At 39.7% G+C, this 19,590-nt stretch carries 19 protein-coding genes; 7 read left to right on the forward strand and 12 right to left on the reverse strand.

The features are described 5' to 3' along the window. The first annotated feature begins 32 nt into the window (after nt 1-32). Entirely contained in the window at nt 33-851 is an 819-nt protein-coding gene (gene pstB, locus BN988_RS15055) for a phosphate ABC transporter ATP-binding protein PstB (RefSeq protein WP_036577757.1), read from the forward strand. A gap of 324 nt (nt 852-1,175) precedes the next feature. Here the strand turns inward: pstB and BN988_RS15060 are convergent, their stop codons facing one another. Then, the gene (locus tag BN988_RS15060) at nt 1,176-1,832 is read right to left on the reverse strand and encodes a hypothetical protein (protein ID WP_036577759.1); all 657 of its coding nucleotides are present in this window, start codon (nt 1,830-1,832) and stop codon (nt 1,176-1,178) included. Nucleotides 1,833-1,946: 114 nt separating this feature from the next. Here BN988_RS15060 and BN988_RS15065 point away from each other — a divergent pair, with 114 nt between their 5' ends. From BN988_RS15065 to tatA, 3 genes are all read left to right on the forward strand, one after another. After that, a complete protein-coding gene (locus BN988_RS15065) occupies nt 1,947-2,696 on the forward strand; it encodes a gluconate 2-dehydrogenase subunit 3 family protein (RefSeq protein WP_036577762.1) in 750 nt (249 codons plus the stop codon). A gap of 72 nt (nt 2,697-2,768) precedes the next feature. Continuing rightward, nucleotides 2,769-4,484 (forward strand): GMC family oxidoreductase, encoded by a 1,716-nt coding sequence (locus BN988_RS15070; RefSeq protein WP_036577764.1) that lies wholly within the window; start codon nt 2,769-2,771, stop codon nt 4,482-4,484. 25 nt (nt 4,485-4,509) lie between these two features. After that, on the forward strand, nt 4,510-4,692 hold the full coding sequence (tatA, locus tag BN988_RS15075) for a twin-arginine translocase TatA/TatE family subunit (RefSeq protein ID WP_036577766.1): 183 nt from the start codon (nt 4,510-4,512) through the stop codon (nt 4,690-4,692). Between the two features lie 42 nt (nt 4,693-4,734). Here tatA and BN988_RS15080 read toward each other — a convergent pair whose 3' ends face one another. The 3 genes from BN988_RS15080 to BN988_RS19345 all read right to left on the reverse strand — a co-directional run bounded on the left by BN988_RS15080 (nt 4,735) and on the right by BN988_RS19345 (nt 8,153). After that, entirely contained in the window at nt 4,735-6,432 is a 1,698-nt protein-coding gene (locus BN988_RS15080; RefSeq protein WP_051558066.1) for a methyl-accepting chemotaxis protein, read from the reverse strand. 88 nt (nt 6,433-6,520) lie between these two features. Continuing rightward, on the reverse strand, nt 6,521-7,618 hold the full coding sequence (locus BN988_RS15085) for a glycosyl hydrolase family 8 (protein ID WP_051558019.1): 1,098 nt from the start codon (nt 7,616-7,618) through the stop codon (nt 6,521-6,523). A gap of 403 nt (nt 7,619-8,021) precedes the next feature. Then, nucleotides 8,022-8,153 (reverse strand): hypothetical protein, encoded by a 132-nt coding sequence (locus BN988_RS19345; protein ID WP_259343671.1) that lies wholly within the window; start codon nt 8,151-8,153, stop codon nt 8,022-8,024. A gap of 168 nt (nt 8,154-8,321) precedes the next feature. Here BN988_RS19345 and BN988_RS15090 point away from each other — a divergent pair, with 168 nt between their 5' ends. Then, nucleotides 8,322-9,791 (forward strand): potassium/proton antiporter, encoded by a 1,470-nt coding sequence (locus BN988_RS15090; RefSeq protein ID WP_036577768.1) that lies wholly within the window; start codon nt 8,322-8,324, stop codon nt 9,789-9,791. Between the two features lie 50 nt (nt 9,792-9,841). Here BN988_RS15090 and BN988_RS15095 read toward each other — a convergent pair whose 3' ends face one another. Next, a complete protein-coding gene (locus BN988_RS15095) occupies nt 9,842-10,408 on the reverse strand; it encodes a GNAT family N-acetyltransferase (RefSeq protein ID WP_036577769.1) in 567 nt (188 codons plus the stop codon). A 207-nt stretch (nt 10,409-10,615) separates the two neighbouring features. Between BN988_RS15095 and BN988_RS15100 the strand changes: the two genes are divergently transcribed. Further along, complete coding sequence (locus BN988_RS15100) at nt 10,616-11,422, forward strand: N-acetylmuramoyl-L-alanine amidase (RefSeq protein ID WP_036577770.1); 807 nt, start codon at nt 10,616-10,618, stop codon at nt 11,420-11,422. Nucleotides 11,423-11,512: 90 nt separating this feature from the next. Here the strand turns inward: BN988_RS15100 and BN988_RS15105 are convergent, their stop codons facing one another. From BN988_RS15105 to BN988_RS15115, 3 genes are all read right to left on the reverse strand, one after another. Next, complete coding sequence (locus tag BN988_RS15105) at nt 11,513-12,358, reverse strand: Cof-type HAD-IIB family hydrolase (RefSeq protein WP_036577771.1); 846 nt, start codon at nt 12,356-12,358, stop codon at nt 11,513-11,515. Between the two features lie 186 nt (nt 12,359-12,544). Beyond that, on the reverse strand, nt 12,545-13,093 hold the full coding sequence (locus BN988_RS15110; RefSeq protein WP_036577772.1) for an alpha/beta hydrolase: 549 nt from the start codon (nt 13,091-13,093) through the stop codon (nt 12,545-12,547). A 12-nt stretch (nt 13,094-13,105) separates the two neighbouring features. Beyond that, nucleotides 13,106-13,459, reverse strand: coding sequence for a nuclear transport factor 2 family protein (locus BN988_RS15115; protein ID WP_036577774.1), 354 nt, complete (start codon nt 13,457-13,459; stop codon nt 13,106-13,108). A 255-nt stretch (nt 13,460-13,714) separates the two neighbouring features. Between BN988_RS15115 and BN988_RS15120 the strand changes: the two genes are divergently transcribed. Then, the gene (locus tag BN988_RS15120; protein ID WP_036577775.1) at nt 13,715-14,089 is read left to right on the forward strand and encodes a VOC family protein; all 375 of its coding nucleotides are present in this window, start codon (nt 13,715-13,717) and stop codon (nt 14,087-14,089) included. A gap of 114 nt (nt 14,090-14,203) precedes the next feature. Here the strand turns inward: BN988_RS15120 and tnpA are convergent, their stop codons facing one another. From tnpA to BN988_RS15140, 4 genes are all read right to left on the reverse strand, one after another. Next, nucleotides 14,204-14,656 (reverse strand): IS200/IS605 family transposase, encoded by a 453-nt coding sequence (gene tnpA / locus BN988_RS15125; protein ID WP_036577776.1) that lies wholly within the window; start codon nt 14,654-14,656, stop codon nt 14,204-14,206. A 181-nt stretch (nt 14,657-14,837) separates the two neighbouring features. Then, complete coding sequence (locus BN988_RS15130) at nt 14,838-15,815, reverse strand: ring-cleaving dioxygenase (protein ID WP_036578268.1); 978 nt, start codon at nt 15,813-15,815, stop codon at nt 14,838-14,840. A 326-nt stretch (nt 15,816-16,141) separates the two neighbouring features. Further along, the gene (locus BN988_RS15135) at nt 16,142-18,082 is read right to left on the reverse strand and encodes a BglG family transcription antiterminator (protein ID WP_051558024.1); all 1,941 of its coding nucleotides are present in this window, start codon (nt 18,080-18,082) and stop codon (nt 16,142-16,144) included. 103 nt (nt 18,083-18,185) lie between these two features. Further along, a complete protein-coding gene (locus tag BN988_RS15140; RefSeq protein ID WP_036577777.1) occupies nt 18,186-19,580 on the reverse strand; it encodes a glycoside hydrolase family 1 protein in 1,395 nt (464 codons plus the stop codon). Nucleotides 19,581-19,590 lie beyond the last annotated feature (10 nt).

Below are 19,590 nucleotides of genomic sequence, written 5' to 3' on the forward strand. Positions count from 1 at the left end.
ACTTACTGGCGCAAATATAAGGAGGTATTCAAATGAGTATTAAAACTGCAACCAAGCCAACTTTTACCAATTATGCTGAAGAGACTTTTTCAAATAAAAATGTTGTTTACGATACAAAGGATTTGAACCTATGGTATGGAGAAACCCACGCTTTAAAGGATATAAACCTATCGATTTATGAAAAAGAGGTTACAGCGATTATCGGACCTTCAGGTTGCGGAAAATCAACGTATATTAAAACACTTAATCGCATGGTGGAGCTGGTCCCAACCGTACGTACTACAGGATCAATCACCTATAATGGGGTGAGTATTCTAGACAAGAAGTTTAAAGTAGAGGATTTGCGTACACGAGTAGGAATGGTATTTCAAAAACCGAACCCATTTCCTAAATCCATCTATGATAACGTCGCTTACGGCCCTAAAATTCATGGGATTCGCAACAAAAAAATTCTAGACGAAATCGTGGAAAAAAGTCTTCGCGGCGCTTCTATTTGGGATGAAGTAAAAGACAGACTTAAAGAAAATGCCTATGGATTATCTGGTGGCCAGCAACAACGTCTCTGTATCGCGCGCTGTCTTGCCATCGAGCCTGATGTTATTCTAATGGACGAACCTACTTCAGCACTCGATCCAAAATCAACACTCCGAATTGAAGAACTTGTGCAGGAATTAAAGAAAGATTACTCTATCATTATCGTGACCCACAATATGCAACAGGCAGCACGTATATCCGATAGAACTGCCTTCTTTTTAAATGGTGAAGTGGTTGAATTTGACCAAACGGACACCATTTTCACAAAACCGGCCGACAGCAGAACAGAAGATTATATTTCCGGGCGCTTTGGTTAGAAAATCTCAATATATTGTTCTTCCCTTGATCGATATAAACAACCCTCTGTCTAGACCAGGCAGAGGGTTTCTTGTAGGTTTATAAGTAGGCTTAGAGGAACCGGGCCATCCCAACTTTGACCTAAGGACGGGTTGTACTTAATCGGCAACTTCCCGTAGTGCCGTGCAATAAGTCATCATCGATTCGTTACCTCATCGTGATTCCTTTATCTCTTCCGCAGGAATGCTCCGTTAAAAACGCCACTTCGCGTGGCAACACGGAGCCACCTGGCATGGCCAGGCGCAGTTTGCTACGATTTTTAACGGCGCCCTTCACTTTTGTCCTTACTCCGTCATGTTTAGTAATTCTAGTAGATCACTTGACGCTTCTTCGTAAGACGAATCCATTATTTTTTCTTTAATCCCTTCAATTAAATCAGCAGATTCTGGGTTTGTTACGGTCAGCACCTTAACGTTCCCATTAAACATCTCATCCATTTTCTCCATAGCTTGGCCTAAATTATCATCCATCTGTGCTCCATTGCCCGCTCCATCAGGCTCACCTTTCCCTGACATTCCTTCTGTATTACTTAATAGATTACGCTGCATTGAGTCATATTCATGACTTGTATTCTCCGCTTTGTTTCTTGCAAGAATCACTGAATCATCCACAACAAATACTTTTACTCCTGTAATCCCTTCCCCTTCAAGAATCGATTCAAAATAAGAAGATATGCCACCTTCATGCACGCCAGATGTACCAATTGTACTGTAAAGATTTTGACCCATTCCACTATACGTACTGCCGCTATTATTTGTAGTATCCTTCTTATCACGTGATACTCCAGGAATAATATCTGGATCATTCATATTCTCATGTGAATAACCCACTTCCTCCATATTGGGTTGTTCGGTACTTTCCTCTGCATTGTTCCCTTCTGTACAAGCCGCCAATAGGCCTGTTGTCATCATAATTAGCAAACTCATTTTACCTATTTTCATTTTCAATACCCTCCATTCCTTATTCACGGGATAGTATACCCAACTAAAAAAAATGCATGAATGGTTATTTATGGTGACATAATAATCCCAAGCAATATGCAGGGAGGTAAAACAATGTCAGAAGAAAAGAATAATAACCAAGTTGAAAAGGAGAACCTATCCAGGAGAAAGTTCCTACGTAATTCAGGGATTGCGGTTGGCGGCCTTGCAGTTGGTGGGGTACTTGGGAGTGTTATCCCTTGGAACGCAGATACAGCAGAAAATAATCAGCAACAACAGGAAGAAACAAAAAATTTCAATCAAGCATTAATGTATTTCAACCAAGCAGAGTTTCGTACCATTGAAGCTGCCACAGAACGCATCTTCCCACAAGATGATAATGGGCCAGGAGCTCGGGAACTTGGAGTGGCCTACTACATTGATCACCAGTTAGCTGGCGCTTACGGTTTTAATGCACGTGATTACATGCAGCCACCGTTTTTCCACGGTGAAAAGGAACAGGGTTATCAAGGAAGATTGAATCGTAGAGAGATTTACAGAATCGGAATTAGAGAGATGCAAAATTATAGTCACCAAAACTATGATAAAGGATTCACTGAACTATCCGAAGAAGACCAAGATAAAGTGTTAACTGATTTTGCAGAAGAAAAAGTGAATATCACAACCATTTCCCCTGGAAACTTTTTTCAATTAATGCGGTCTATGACATTAGAAGGTGTTTATAGTGATCCCCTTTATGGTGGTAATAAGGATATGGATGGTTGGAAAATGCGGGACTATCCAGGTAATCAAATGAATTACACAGATATTATTGAAGGTGAATTTAAAGAGATTCCTCCTAATAGTCTTCGTGACCATATGTAAATAGGGTCGAAGTAGCAATAGCAAGCGTGGAATAGAAGCAATCTATGCACAAGAAAGGAAGTATGTTAGAAGATGGTTAAAACACTACCAAAAACAGATGTTGTAATTGTAGGAGTTGGCTGGGCCGGTGGGATTATTGCCTCAGAGCTAACGAAGCAGGGATTAAATGTAGTTGGCCTAGAAAAAGGCCGTGAGCGTGAGACAGAGGACTATTATATGGTTCATGATGAGCTACGTTACGCATTGCGCTATGAATTAATGCAAGACTTATCTAAAGATACCCTTACATTCAGAGGGAATGAAAAAATACGTGCACTCCCAATGAGACAATATGGTTCCTTTTTACTCGGGGATGGTTTAGGAGGGGCCGGCGTTCACTGGAACGGGCAAACATTTCGCTTTCTTCCATATGACTTTGAGATCCGCAGTAAAACCATTGAGCGATATGGTAAAAATAAAATACCTGCAGATATGACCCTCCAGGATTGGGGCATCACATATGATGAACTAGAACCGTATTATGATAAGTTTGAAAAAATGGCGGGGATTTCGGGGGAGGAAAACCCTCTTGGCGGCAAACGCTCAGACAAGTACCCAACCCCTCCTATGAAGCATTCTCCTCAAATGAGGATGTTTAAAAAAGCAACAGAAAAATTAAAATACCATCCTTATACGGTACCATCGGCTAACCTTTCAGAGCCTTATGAAAATCCGGATGGCATTTCTCGGGCTGCATGTCAGTATTGTGCATTTTGTGAACGATTTGGTTGTGAGTACGGAGCGAAAGCAGACCCTGTCGTAACCGTCATCCCTGTTGCAAAACAGACAGGAAAGTTTGACTTACGGACACATTCCTGGGTTAGAAGAATCCTACATAAGGATGGAAAAGCAACAGGAGTCAGATACACGGATGTGACAACAGGAGAAGAAATAGAACAACCAGCTGATACTGTCGTGGTAACCAGTTATGTGTTTAATAATGTAAAACTATTATTAAATTCTAAGATTGGAAAACCTTATGACCCTTCAACAGGGAAAGGCGTTGTTGGAAAGAACTATGCTTATCAAGTTGTTAAAGGCTCTGCAGTTGGGTATTTTGAAGACGAAAAGTTTAACAACTTTGCTGGGGCAGGCGCACTCGGAATGGTTATTGATGATTTTAATGGGGATAATTTTGACCACTCTGACGTCGATTTCCTTCATGGAGGTTATTTAGCCTTAACCCAAACTGGGCAACGTCCAATTCAAAACAACCCAATACCAAAAGAATCACCGACATGGGGGAAAGAATTCAAGCAAAATTCGTTAAAATATATTAATAAAACCTTGTCTGTTAGTGCGATGGGTGCCAGTCTTCCATTTAAACAGCACTATCTTGACTTAGACCCCGTTTATAAAGACACCTTCGGAGATCCAGTGATCCGCATGACCTATGACTTCAAAGACCAGGATCGCCATCTAGCACAATTTACCGCTAAAAAAGCGGAGGGAATTCTAAAAGAGATGGGCGCAGATAAAATTGATACGATGGAAGAGCTTGGCCCGTACAATATTACGACCTATCAATCCACCCATAATACCGGTGGAGTGATCATGGGTGACGATCCAAACACGTCTGCGGTTAATAATTACTCCCAAATGTGGGATATGGACAACCTATTTGTTGTCGGCGCCTCTTCTTTTCCACATAACAGCGGATACAATCCTACAGATACAGTAGGTGCGCTAGCATATCGAGCTGCTGAGGGTGTTATAAAATACCAGAAGAGTGGCGGGATTTTAGCCTAAACTTTGAAAGAAGGTAGGGAGAGCGATGTTATCAAATGTAGGTATTCCAGGTTTAATTATTATTCTGGTCATTACCCTCATTATTTTTGGTCCAAAGAAACTACCGGAAATTGGCTCGGCTTTTGGAAAAACATTGTCTGAATTTAAACGTTCAACAAATGAACTTCTAGAAGATGATGACCAGGAAGCACCTGAACCAAAGAAATAATGCAAAAACAACCAGGCATAGCGACGACTGCCTGGTTGTTTTTTAGCCTATTTTAAATCGTTCTGTTTTAGAAGAGAGGGATTCAGAGGTAGTAGACAACTTTAATCCTATTTCATGGGTAGCCTTTACGGATTCTACCTGTAGTAAACTACTCCCCAGCATCTGTTCCGCACTTGCCAGTGTTTCCTGTGATACAGAGGAAAATTCGGCTGCGATTTGTTCCAGTGATGGTAATTGTTTTTTAATTCCACTCAACTCATTCTGCATTCCCCTTAATTTACTGCCGACATCATGGATCTCATTCAGTAATCTATCAAGGGAAACTTGTGACCCGTTCGACATCTTCAGTGTGCGATGCGTTTTTTGCAGCATTTGTTCAAACTCTCTTGTTGCATGGTTGGTTATTCCTTCCATGTTATGGATGGAAGTAGTAATCTGCGAAGCAGCTTGTGAGGATTGTTGTGCCAACTTCCCAACCTCTTCCGCTACCACCGCAAAACCTTTACCCGCTTCCCCTGCACGCGCAGCCTCAATCGAGGCATTTAGGGACAAGAGCTTCGTTTGTTCTGTAATACCCTGAATTAAGCCAACTAGATCACTGATAGATCTCGCGTCCGTTTGCAACTGTCTTACCGTTTCCGTCAATTGAGCAAAGTCTTTTTCAAAGCTATGTACTGTTTGAATTAGCTGAGACATCGATTGGTTACCTGCCTCAGCAGAAGCGTGCATGTCATCAGAACTTCTGAAGACAGACTCCATATTGACAAGCATTTCTTCCATTTGTTGTTTCATCTCTCGGAAGTTTTCCGCGCTTACCTCTGAACTTGCAGCTGTTTGTTCTGCCCCTTCCTTCACAACGTGAATTGCCCCGTTTAACTCCTGGTTGGAGACAAGCGTTCCTTCAGAGGATTGCTGTAATTCATTCCCGTGTTTTTGGAGGTGTAACGTTGTTTTTCGTATATCGAGTAGCAACTGTACCATCTGCTCCATCATCGCGTCATAGCTTTTTTTAAGAGAAATAAATTCCGGTAGGGTCGTGTCAATGGCAACAGCTTGCTGTAAGTCCCCTTCCCTTACCTGTCTCATCGCTTTCCGCAATACGATTAACGGTTTTGTTAAACTGCTAACAAACCAAACGATCAGTAGTATGCTAATAGCTATACTTATAGCTATTACAAATATGGTGGAATAGGCCATCTCCTGAACAGGATCCATATAGGAAGCGACAGGCACTGCAATAACATAAGTACCATTGATCTCCTCCATCTCTTGAAAAGTGAACGTATAATCCTTCCCATTTACTCGTCCGTTTAGAACGCCATTTTGTTCTTCGGTAATCTGGGAAATCATCCGCTCCGGTACAGCATGAAGCTCCTGGTCGCCCGTGTCAAAGGGGGTAGCTTTTCCGTCTGTTATGTAAAAAAAGTCTGACTGGATCCCTTCATTATATAGTTTTTCTTGCTGTGTCCTTATATTGGCCACAAGCTGCTGTTGAAAATATGCCTCATCACTTACATAGAGAAACTTTAAATTATCCGCTATATAACCCATTAGCTCCGCTTCTCGAAGCAAGCGGTTTTCAATCGTTTCCGTCGTCATATTTTTTGCTTTCACATATGAAACTGCGCCAACAATGGAAACGGAGATAACGAAAATAGAAATAAATAGGACGAGCAATCTACTGCGTAGACTTAGTTTAGTCAATGCTTGTCTGATTTTTGAATAGAAAATATGTTTCATTTTACCCAATGGTGCACCCCCAAGTACTCTATTGTAAAAAGTATATCAAGGGGGTATTAAGTTACTGTAAATTTTTTGTAAAGAATAGTTAATTTGTACTAGATACATTCAATTCTGCTAGTAATGGAAGAAGATTATCAAAGATATGTGTATTTTGCTTGTAAACGGAATAGCCACCATAGTAGGGATCATTTTCTTCTACATTCCGGAAATCAAGCATTCGTTTATACAGTCTATCTGCTACTTCCTTTTCTCTAATTTCTAAACAATAGAGGATGAGGAGGCTATAAACAGCGGGAGATTCGTATTCTACTGTTGGAACCTTCGTCTGTCGATTATATTTACCGTATATCTTACCATTCTCTGAAAGCTCATTCTCAATAAAATCTAAAAACACTTCAGAGCTTTTCCCTTCCAAAGATAGCTGGTATGCAGTTAATGCTTGGTCGATCATATGCACTTCATTTTCGTAGATATACTGCTCACTTGTAGCATGGTAGGATTTTGGAAAAAAGCCATTTATAACAGGTGCCTGCAATAGGACATCAACTGTAGCTTCATATAGTGAACCCGCTATGAGTCCATTTCCTTTCATCTGTTTCAATGCCGCAGTATCGATATAAGATAAGGTAAGATAATCACTATTGTATCGCATTCCTTTATCATAAAAATCGGTTAATACATCTCCACTTTTGCTATAGGTACTCAGAAATTCCGCGATTTTCTCTGCCGTTTTACTGTATGGATAGCTACTATTTGGCCAATTCTTATTGGCATCCATCAGAGCGGCAATAATCCGTAAATCGTCTACCAACGCATTGGTGTACACATCACTTTTCCCCTTCTCCGTCAACTTCCAATAAACCATTCCATCTTGCTTAAGAAAATGATTAACCAACTGCATATAGGCGTTATCAAACAATTTCTTATCTTCTTTTTCGATTGCATAGCGCATCCATAATCCAAGCGATTCTGAAAGAGCTTCTCTACCTGAAACAAGGTCTTCATCCAACTGTTTGTCTGGCTTGATATATGTCGCCAATGTGCCATTATCATTCTTCAACCACTTTACAATAAACTGTTCTGTAATAACGCTGTCCTCGGTATGTTTTTCGCTTTTTAGATTAATCAACACATTTATGACTATAAGAACGAGTATGATGGCAATAATTATTTGAATTAGCATTGTCCGCACCTCTTATCTTCTCCTAGTTTGAATGATTTCCTACTATGCAGAACGGTCCTTTCTAACTAGATCCTCCTGCTTGAACCGTTTTGTTTTATACCAGGTGACTTCTTGTTTAACACTTTCTCTTTTCGTTCTTAATAAAGAACAAAAGTTAAGTAATTCCCCTTTTCTTAAACAAACTTTGTTATTTAAGTAATTTTACGGAGTTTATAGACTGTTATAACTCTTCGTTCTATATAAAGAACTTACACTAACTTTATATAGAATGCAACCCTTTTTAGTCCTTTAGATTAGGGAAACAGCATACATTTATAATAGAGAGGTCATCAATGGACAATCCTCTTCCTAGAAAATAGAAAAGGCGGCCATTCCATTTACTGGATGGTCACCTCTATGCGTTCTACTTTTTTGAGATAAATTGATTTGGTTCGTCTCCGCCTTTTGAATTGCTGTTTTTATATTGGCTTTTTCGTCCGTTACGGTGTTCACCATGATTTTTGTTTTCCTTGAACTGGTTATTTTTCTCGTCCATTTGCACATTCTCCTTTTCCAGGTTTTTATTAGTTTTACGCAGACTGTCATTTATATACATGGATGAAAAATTAGCTGTTAAAGTGCGTTATGTTTTGTTTTTTCTGAAATAAAGTTTAAAATTAAATAGAAGCGTATAATCTTTTTGCATCGGAGGGTTGTTCATATAATGTCAATAGAAACAATGATTTTCTTATTTACTTCTATGTTGCTCATGGGAGTTCTAGCCACTAAATTCTCTACCCGTCTCGGTTTACCCTCACTAGTCTTGTTCCTCCTTGTCGGAATGGGCATGAACCAATTTGTCTTCTTTGAAAATGTTGAAATCACGCAATTGATTGGAATAATGGCACTTATTATTATCCTCTTTGAAGGCGGCACACAAACGAAGTGGTCGCAGATAAAGCCGATCATTGGCTCAGCAAGTATCCTGGCAACTTTCGGGGTTCTCATAACTTCTGCTATTGCGGGACTAGCTGCAATGTACATCCTCAATTTTTCCTTATTGGAAGGTATGCTTTTCGGAGCCATCGTTGGCTCAACAGATGCCGCTGCAGTTTTTTCTGTATTAGGAAATAAAAATATTAAACGCAAGTTAACTTCTACCCTTGAAGCGGAATCTGGCTCAAATGATCCGATGGCTGTGTTTTTGACCGTCGCTTTTATTGAGATCATTCAAATACCTGATAGTTCTATCTGGACAGCCGTCGGTAGTTTCTTTTTACAAATGGGGCTTGGTCTAATACTTGGAGTGGCACTTGGAAAGTTAACTGTACTCATTATCAATCACATCAAGCTTGATACGGCTGGGCTTTATCCCGTGCTTGCTTTAGCAATGGCCTCGCTCACTTATATTTTAACTGATTCAATTGGCGGTAGTGGACTACTTGCTGTATACGTTATGGCTGTAGTTGTAGGTAACAATGACCTCCTTTACCGCTTCACGATTTTACGATTTAACGAAGGATTTGCCTGGATGATGCAAATTCTAATGTTTATTTTACTAGGATTATTAGTCTTTCCAGGTCAGTTATTGGAAATCTTCTGGCAAGGGATTGCCCTATCTATCATCTTAATGTTCGTAGCAAGGCCTATCGCAGTCTTTCTTTCACTGGTCTTCATGAAATACAATTTGAAGGAGCAAGTATTTGTTTCCTGGGCAGGATTAAAAGGAGCTGTTCCGATTGTACTAGCAACATACCCTATTATAGCGGGCATAGAGAGTAGCCAACTCATCTTCAATGCTGTTTTCTTCGTCGTATTGATATCTGCTCTCGTCCAGGGTAGCAGTCTATCCTGGCTGGCAGAAAAGCTTAAACTGACGGGGAAAGAAAAAGAAGATTTACTGCCGAGCCTCGAAATTATTAACTTAGGTACAACTGATTCCGAGATAATCGAGGTTGCTATCACTGAAAAGTCACCAGCAGTCGATACATCACTGATTGATTTGATATTACCTGATAACACGTTAATTATAGGGATAATTCGTGAGGGCGAGCTAATCACACCTACAGGAAATTCCGTCATTCATATGAACGATACGCTTTACGTTCTTAGTCACAAAAAGAGTAGGGAAAAAGCAAAAGCCGTCTTAATTGGCAAAAAGAAAGAGAAAAAGCCAAAAGTTACAGAAGCTTGAAGTTAAATCTAAAGAGGCATTCAAAGGAATTTCCTGCGAATGCCTCTACTTTATTTTCTTCTATATTCTGCCTGTAGTAAGCTATAAACAACCGTATCATGGTATTTTTCCCCATCAAAATCGGTTTGTCGCAATACGCCTTCTCTTTTAAAACCAAACCTCTCCATAAGTCTCCTTGACCCTTCATTTCCTGCAAATATATCCCCAACGATACGATTTAACCTTAATGTATGGAAGCCAAAGTCTAACACCACATCAAGTACTTCGGTCATGACTCCTTTATTTTGGTATTCTTTCCGTATCACCGCGCCCATCTCTGCCTTTTTATGCCAAAGATGCAACTTATGAAAGCGGAATTGGCCAACCACTTTCCGAGTTTCCTTGTCTAGAATCACCCATGGGATTTCCTTTTTTAGAGCAAACTTCTCGAGGTACCTTGTGACTTCCTCCTGCATCGCAGTTTCCGTTCCAACTGGATGTGGAGTAATATATTGCATTGTCTCTTGATCCCCCATAAAAAGATATAGCTCTTTTGCATCTTCTTCCTCTACACCCCGAAGCACATAATGCTCTGTGTCCAATACTGGTATCTCTTTTAGATCAATTTGCTCTATCATTTCTACCCCTCCACAAGCACGTTTTTCTCTATTTTAACAGGTTGCGATAGGTTTACGCCCCGAAAATCCTGTTTTTTTCGATAATAGAGAGGAAAAGGGCATTGGCAGACATGGAATTATGTCATTCTGATGTTGTTTGTCCAACAGTTAATCTGACATATTTCATAAGCTGTTAGTGAGCTTTAAAAATAATAGGAGGCGTTCTTAGTGAAGTTATATTTAGATCCCGGCCATGGAGGGAATGACCCCGGGGCACAGGGGAATGGTTTGAGTGAAAAGAATATTACACTAGATATTGCCCAACGGATACGTAGCATTTTGGTAAGTGATTATCGTAATGTGGATGTCCGATTAAGTCGTTCCTCTGATAGTAGTAAAAGCTTGCAGCAACGGACAAACGAGGCGAATGACTGGGGAGCGGACTATTTCCTGTCCATTCATTGTAATGCTTTTAACGGGAATGCTAGAGGGTATGAAGATTATATTCACAGCAATTTATCGGATTCCTCCAAAACCGCAGGATATCGCAACGTATTACACGCTGAAATAATAAAAGTTAATCAGTTGAGCAATCGTGGCAAGAAAAAAGCAAATTTTCACGTGTTAAGGGAATCTACTATGTCAGCAATGCTATCGGAAAATGGGTTCATTGACAACCAACAGGATGCTGCCTTAATGCGAACCGCTTCATGGAGGCAACGGGTTGCCCAGGGGCATGTCAACGGTCTTGTTAAAGCCTTTAACCTTCAGCGTAAGGAAGAAGGTAATGGAAGTGATGACCAGTTATTCAAAGTTATTGCAGGATCCTTTAAATCCAAAGCTAATGCAGAGCAGCGAGTTGAGGCTTTAAAGAAAAAAGGAATCAACTCATATGTGGATAGTTTAACCCTATCTGGTGAGCTATGGTTCCGAGTCCAAGCTGGTGCTTTTTCCAAGCGGTCAAATGCAGAAAATCAGCTTAATCAAGTTAAAAAAGCTGGTATACCAGATGCTTATATTATAAGTGATAGCTAGAAACACTTCGTACTCAGACCCATTCCTGATTTACGTACATTTTTCGCACAGTATACAAAAAGAGGACAGATACGAACTGTCCTCCTCCCCTTACGAATTTAAAATATATTTCCTAAATGCTTCTGCCACACCATCTTCATCATGATCCCCTGTTACATAAGTACACCGCTGTTTTACTTCCGCTTCCGCATTCCCCATTGCGATACTTATGCCAGCTTTTTCAAACATGGAAAGATCATTAAAGTTATCCCCAATTGCTACCGTGTTCTCCAACGGCACAGAAAAATAATCAGCGATGAGCTCTAAAGCATGTCCCTTACTTGCTTCCGGATGCCCAATTTCAAGCTTTTGCCTGCCTGAGGTTGTGATCGAAATATCTGTTCTTTCAGCAATATGATCTCGAAGTTTCTCTAATTCATCTTTCTGAAAAGACATGACAAAAAGCTTGTAAACTTGTTTGCCGGCAAAGTCAATGTCCGTGTATTGTGGGACATACTGCAAACCATACTGTTGGTACTGTATTTCTACGACCTTTTCAGCCCAACTTGGATCATCCTCACCAAGGTCTCTAATTTCTTGCTCAAGCTGCTCTCTTCCATTTTCCTCGACCAAAATCCCGTCTTTCGTATAAATTTCGAAATACAGACCACTATCAATTAAAACGTCCATCATAGAATCAAGCACCTGATCGGAAAAGTATAAATTATGGATATATTCCTCTGCATGGTACGATTTTGCGCCATTCCCTGTAATAATAGGACATGTAATATCAGCACGTCGCATTATTTCCCGCGTGTCATGCAATGACCTCCCAGAGGAGATAGCAACGACATGACCTTCCTCCTGTGCTGACTTAATAGCTTTTACATTTCCTTCACTAATTGTGCCGTTACTGGAAAGAAGTGTTCCATCTAAATCAATTGCGATAAGCTTCATCAGTTATTCCCTCCATTAAGAAACGGTCTCCCCCCAACAGAGAAAGACCAACTTCTTTTATTTTATCACTCAGAAAATACAGGAACAACTTTGACTTCGCCGGTCACCCTTAGCATTCATATGAGAAGCAGGAATAAATGAGAGGCACTAATATAACAGTCAAACCTTAGGGCAAAAGGTCATATTTTATACCTCTTTTAGCAACTCCACTAACATAGGCAATCCATCTGTAAACAAGTGAGCATCACCTTCAAGTTCAATAAATTTAGCCTGAGGAAAGTGCTTTGAATAACGTTGCATATGTTCAATTGGGACGATTGCATCCAGTTTACTATGAAGAAAGAAAATATTAGGAACGTCTGGATTTTTTTCTGATATATTGGAATGGAGGATAAAATCTTTTCGTTGCCATTCTTTATTAATACCCCAAAAGGGTGCGGCAATGGAAATCAGTTTGTTTATCGGTATGTTTACTTCTTCTTCAGCCAAAAATTTAAGCAATACAGAGCCTCCTAATGAATGGCCAATTAAAGTAACTTCTCCTTCCACTAAATCTAGTGTTCTCCGAATCACTTTCCTCCACTCTGCATAATAAGGATCCAAAGGTGATGGCATTGCTGGGTGAATAATATTATGCGTGTTAACACATTCCTTTTTCAAATAATGGGCCAGCAACTGACTACCTTCTCGACCTTCCTGTGGACCCGCACTGTGAATAAAAAGAATTGAATTCATTCTCCCAGCCCCTTACTCTACTTCAATTAAATATGCTGTGATTTCAATTATTTTCCCATCTTTATGCTTGTCCAACTTATAGATGTCACAAAAAGCGTACTTCTTATGAACACCCTCTTCCTCCATTGCCATTGTTCCTTCAATAACAGCCGTTTTCCCATGTGTAATGATCTGCTTTGTTTGATGGGCTGTTTCAAAACCCCTCATTGGCTCCATTTCTTTTTTTACGGCGTCCTTCCCTTTCAGAGCATTACTCCCTACCATATTCCAAACAATATCCTCTGAAATATTTGCAAAGATTGTGTCCACATCACCCGTCATAAAAGCATTATTTATTTTTCTAAAAAACTCCTGATTTTTAGTAATATTACTTCCTCCTCTACGTTCCTTTTCTTTATAATCACACTTATCTTATTCATCTTCTCTATTGTAATTTCCTGCTGTATCGGCAAATAAATTTCCCCTATATTTTATTCCGGATAGAAAGAAAAATGCAGGAAAAGTAGTCGTGGTAAAGAATACATTTATATGAACCAATACAAAAAGGGCACCCAAAGTTAAGATTAGATACCATACGAAAGTTGAGAAACGTACAGTTACTTAAAGGAGGAGTGTAAAGCAATGAAGAGTCCAATTAAAAATCAAATGAACACAGTGTTTGTCCATGTTAGTGACTTACTTACGTCCGTGGAATGGTATTGTCGCCTACTTGGACAAACATATGTAGCAGAAGAAGTGATAGAACCAATTTACAAAATGAATATCAATCATTATACTGGTCTACTATTAGACGCTGGGCCCCGAGGAGAGAAGAAGCAAGTGTATCCGTCGAAACATCCGACATTCAATTTCCATACGGATGAAATTGAAAATGCTTATTCTTTTGTAAAAGAACTAGGCTACCACGTTGATTCGCCAATAGGACGGTATGATGATCTGGCTTTTTTCACTGTAAAGGATCCTGATGGAAACATTATTATGATTTGTAATGCTTAAAAGTAACTATCCGCCCGTAAAACGGGCGGTTTTAGTTTCGCCCTATAAGGGCACTTTACCAACGAGGCCCCTAAAGGGGCTTCGAAATTGACCGTCAACCGTTTATATTCCTATCTATTTTTTAAATGGGTCGACATATTCACGTTTACTCATGTTGTCTCTTAGTCTATCCTCAGATTCCTGTTCACGAATGTACTTTGCCACCGTTTTTTGATTGAGCCCCACTGTACTGACATAGTAACCTTTTGCCCAAAATGTGCGGTTCCCATGATTGTACTTTAGGTTTGCATCTCTGTCGTGAATCATTAAAGAGCTTTTACCTTTTAAGTATCCCATAAAGTAAGATACTGACATCTTTGGTGGTATTTTCACCAGCATATGGATGTGGTCGGGCATGGCATGAGCCTCGATAATTTCTACATCTTTCATCTCACATAAACGCCTTAAGATCACCCCGATGTCTCTTCTTAATTTGCCATAAATTACTTTCCTTCTATACTTGGGTATAAAGACTATGTGATACTTACAATTCCATCGGGTGTGTGATAAACTATTGTCACTCGACATGAGTAGATCTCCTTTCTGTATATAGAGTCGGTTTGACGGCCAACTCTATTATACCGAAAGGAGTTTTTTTCTGTTACAACTCTACAAGTTGAATTCTCACACAGGCAGAGCCTGTGGTTTTAAAACCAGTAATAGAAAAACCTGTCAACGCAAGTTTCGCTGCTGGCAGGTTTTCTACATACTATTCTTTTGTGAGATCCTTGGTACTTCTAACAGTATCGATCGGACGTACCATTTTTTCTATTTCTTCCCTTTGCGGCTCTAGAAATGGAGGAAGTGATAGTTTTTCACCTAATGTTTCGTATGGCTCATCCCCCATGAATCCAGGTCCATCTGTCGCAAACTCAAATAGAATTTGTGGTGCTACTCTAGCATAGAGTGATTCGAAAAAGTGTCTGTTCACATAACCGGATGTTTGAAAACCAAAGTCACCCATGCGTTTAATCCATTCTTCAAGTACATTACGATCTTCTACACGGAAGGCTGCATGATGTACTGTTCCAAAGCCTTGAATTGCGTTTGGCAGAACAGGGTTATACTCTACAACTACCTGTGCACCATTGCCTCCTTCACCGACTTCAAATAAGTGAAATGCGCCTTCACTGTTAACTTCTCTAAATTGTAGTACTTTTTCTAGCACCTCTTTAAAGTAATCTAGATTAGCAATGCGAACAAAGATAGGGCCAAGGCCAGTAATGGCATGCTCTAGTGGTACCGGTCCATTTTGCCAAGGTGTACCTGAAGCTACTCCCTCATTATGTTCATCAGAGATTAGTTGGTATTGCTGGTCATCAAAATCAACGAAAGATAACGTTTTTTTACCAAATTGCTCCTTAATTCCCGAATGCTTTACTTCAAGGCGATCAAATCGTTTCACCCAATAATCTAGTGCGGCATCATCTGGAACACGGAAAGACGTTTTAAAGATTTCATTCGTGCCATGGCTCCCTTTGGGGATACCAGGAAAGTCAAAAAAGGTCATGTCCGTTCCCGCACTTCCCTTATCGTCTGCGAAGAATAAATGGTATGTTTGAATATCATCCTGGTTCACTGTCTTTTTAACAAGTCGCATTCCAAGTACATACGTAAAAAACTCATAATTTTTTTCTGCACTACTCGTAATTGCTGTAACATGGTGGATTCCTTTTAATTCGTTCACCATCCATACCTCCTATATATTCTTTTATATTTAATTAATATATTCTTAATTCAATATAAATATATCATGAATAGAAAAGGTAGTCCACTATTAGGTTTACCTAATACCTCATGTATTACAAGACATTCTAGGTTTTATTATCCCATCTAATGGCAAAATAAAAAAATCTATTCTATTCGAATAGATTTTTTTATTGGTTAGCTTGAATCTTAGAAACGAAGTGTTACGACTTCTAACTGCGGGGACGCAGGGATAGCCTAATAACATAACTTTCGGTTACGAAGGTAGGAATCCCCCACTTCAAACGTTCGTTAAGTGGGGGTCATTTAAAATTGTGATTCCCTTACAAGTTGGTTCATAAATTCATCATAATTTTTCGCACTGATTAATTTTTCCACAAGTGGCCTGCTTGCTACAATTTCTCCCAACGCTTCATACATAAATTGCAGGTCCTCCTGGCTATTCTTTTTCACACAGAGTACACAAACAAATTGGACCTGCTTTCCTTTCCATTCTATCGGTTCCTGTAAGGTACATACTGCTAAGAACGTTTGGGATGATTGCGGTGTTATTGGATGCGGAATGGCGACCAGATTCCCATACGAGGTTGGTGCTACTTCCTCTCTTTTATAAATAGATGAAAGGAATGTCTCTTCTACAAGAGACCGCTGTTTTAGTTGTTCAGCAATATACGTCATTGTTTCTTCTCTAGATTTGAAATCCATGTTCAGAAACATTAGGTCTCGCTTAAACAACCTAGATGTATTGTTTTGCTCTTTTGCCAAAAATCGATCAACCTTTTCCATGTCGTTACTACTCAATACTGCGTTTACCTCCAATATTGGAATTGGAAATTCCTCTCTAATTGGGATGGAGCTAATAATAAAGTCAATACCTTCTAAAGACCGCTTTTTCAATTTGTAATACTCTGTTGTGCCTACAACATCCAAACTTTCTCCAAATCGGTTTTTTAACCGGTAATAAATTAATTGTGCTGTCCCCAGCCCTGACGCACAAACAACCAGGCACCTTAATGGACCTGTGGTGATTTTTCTCCTTTCAATGGCGGCTCCTATATGAAGTGCTAGATAGCCTATTTCATTTTCATTTATTTTCGTTTCGGTATGTTGTTCGATCACTAATCCTGCTAATATCCCTGCTTCAAAAGCAAGTGGGTAATTCCTTTTTATATCGGCAAGCATAGGGTTGCGAATATTCATGCCGTATTTATACCGATTAATCGCTGGCTTTAAATGTAGACATAATGCCATGACCAACTCTTGATCATCCTTCACACCCAGACTTAATTCACTTTCTACTTTTTCAAGCATATTGGTCACAGTTTCTAGAATCTCTGCTTCCATTACCTGCTCCAGCCTATCTCCCTTCGCATCAAAGGTAAGCATCTTGGTTCCTAGCAAATGGATGGCGATATACGCTGTCTCCTCTTGCGGGAAAGTGATTAGAAATGTCTTTTGAATACTATCTACAATATTGTGAGCCACAACGTATTCTGTTTGTTCCTCAATTTGTTGTGCATCCAATCTGTACAATGTAACATGGTTACCGCTCCTAATTCGTTCATAAGCGATCGCGATATGTACGACAAGATTTTGTATGGCAATATCAGATAACGTAATAGAATGTGCTTTAATCTGTGTTAAAATAATGTCTTGAATTGTATCAAGTTCTGCCTTCGTCAAAAAGGAAAATAGAGGGTCCAGGTAATTAAACCCGTCCCCTTGCGTACGGTTAAACATAATTTCGGCAATACAAAACCTGACCTTTACTTCGTCCCCTTTTATCATCAATCCATGGTTTGGGCGGGAATAGAGGGTAATGTCATAAGCACGCAAAATTCTTTTGACATCCTTTAAGTCATTTTGAACTGTTGATTTGCTGACAAACAATTCTTCTGCCAAATCTTCAAGCTTAATATAAAGTTCTTCAAGCAGTAATCGAACCATAATAAAGTGGACACGCTCTTTCGGTGTCTGTGGGTGTACATCATCCCTCATGTACAAATACTCTGACATCTCAGTCAAGAAATTCCGAAAGAGCTGTTCATCCTTTATAACTAATTTATATCCTTTGCTCATTATAGATTCCACTAGAGCGCCGTAATCTGCCAGTTCTATATTTAGGTTTCGAATATCGTCCCTGGTGGTTCGAGTACTTACTTTATTAATATTTGCAAGATACTTACCAGTTACATACGTTTCCGACTGCATAAGCTCCTTTAATATCACTTTCATTCTGGAGTTCATGATCATGACTCTCCTCTACACACGTGCATTATTTCTTCATGTATACCTAAAAAGTTAACGGCCCTCTTACATTCCCAGTGTGCAAATGTGGCAATACATCTGTTTAAAACCCGTTATTTATAGATATATCCTTGAACCACCTTGCACTCTTTTTCGGTGCTCTTTCCATCGTTTCAAGATCTATGGAGAAGAAGCCATATCTATTTTTGTATGCATTCATCCAAGACCAGTTATCCATAAAAGTCCAAAGGTGGTAGCCTTTAGCATTACAACCCTCTTCTATTGCCCTGTGCAGCCATTTCAGATGCTCTCGAATAAATTCAATACGGTAATCATCTTGAATCTCACCGCCCTCGATAAAGCGTTCCTCATTTTGCACTCCCATACCATTTTCTGATATAAACGACTCAATATTCCCATAATTTTCTTTTAAGTTTATCATAATATCGTAGATGCCTTTTTCATAGATCTCCCACCCACGATATTTATTCATTTTTCTTCCAGGCATTTCGTATAGATCAAAGAACCAATCCGGCATAAACGGTGCCTCTTTATTCGGTTCATTCTCCTTCGCTTTGACACGTCGTGGCTGATAATAATTAACGCCTAAGAGGTCTACTATATTGGCGCTTATTAACTCTTTATCCCCGGGCAGTGTTTCTGGCAATTGCCCATGTTCTCCTAGAAGCTCAATTAATTCCTCAGGATATTTCCCTAATACAGCAGGATCTAAAAAACTACGATTAAAGAACAAGTCGGCAATTCGGGATGCCTTTAAGTCTGCAGGATGTTGGCTTCTTGGGTATGAAGGAGTTAAGTTCAAAATAATACCTATCTTCCCCTTTTGTCCTGGTAAACCATGAAATACTTCTACCGCTTTAGCGTGGGCAATTATCGTATGGTATGCAACCTGAACAGCCTTTTTAGCATCGACAATATTTGGGTAATGAAAATCATATAAATAACCGCCCTCAACTGGCACAATTGGTTCATTAAAGGTGAACCAAGTATTCACACGGTCGCCAAACAGCTGGAAACATTCCATAGCATAGTTCACATATGCTTCCACTACCTCGCGACTTTCCCAACCGCCCTCTTCTTGCAATTCATAAGGCATGTCAAAATGATAGAGATTTATAAACGGTTCAATATCATTATCTAACAATTCATCAATTACCGCATTATAAAACGCTACTGCCTCCTTATTGACCTCTCCCCGTCCACCAGGAATGAGGCGGGACCAGGATATCGAAAAGCGAAACGTATTATGGCCAATTTCCTTCATTAGGGCAATATCCTCTTTGTAACGGTGGTAGAAATCAGATGTTTGCTCGGGTCCCACACCTTCAAAGAAACGATTTTCTTCTGTTTCAAACCAATGGTCCCAAATATTCTTACCTCTTCCACCTTCATCTGCGGCTCCTTCTATCTGGGTAGCAGACGTTGCACTTCCCCACCAGAAATCTTTAGGGAATGTATATTTCGTTTGTTTTGTCATTTTTTATTCC

The organism is Oceanobacillus picturae, from assembly GCF_000612865.1.
Taxonomy (GTDB): Bacteria; Bacillota; Bacilli; order Bacillales; family Amphibacillaceae; genus Oceanobacillus_B; species Oceanobacillus_B jordanicus.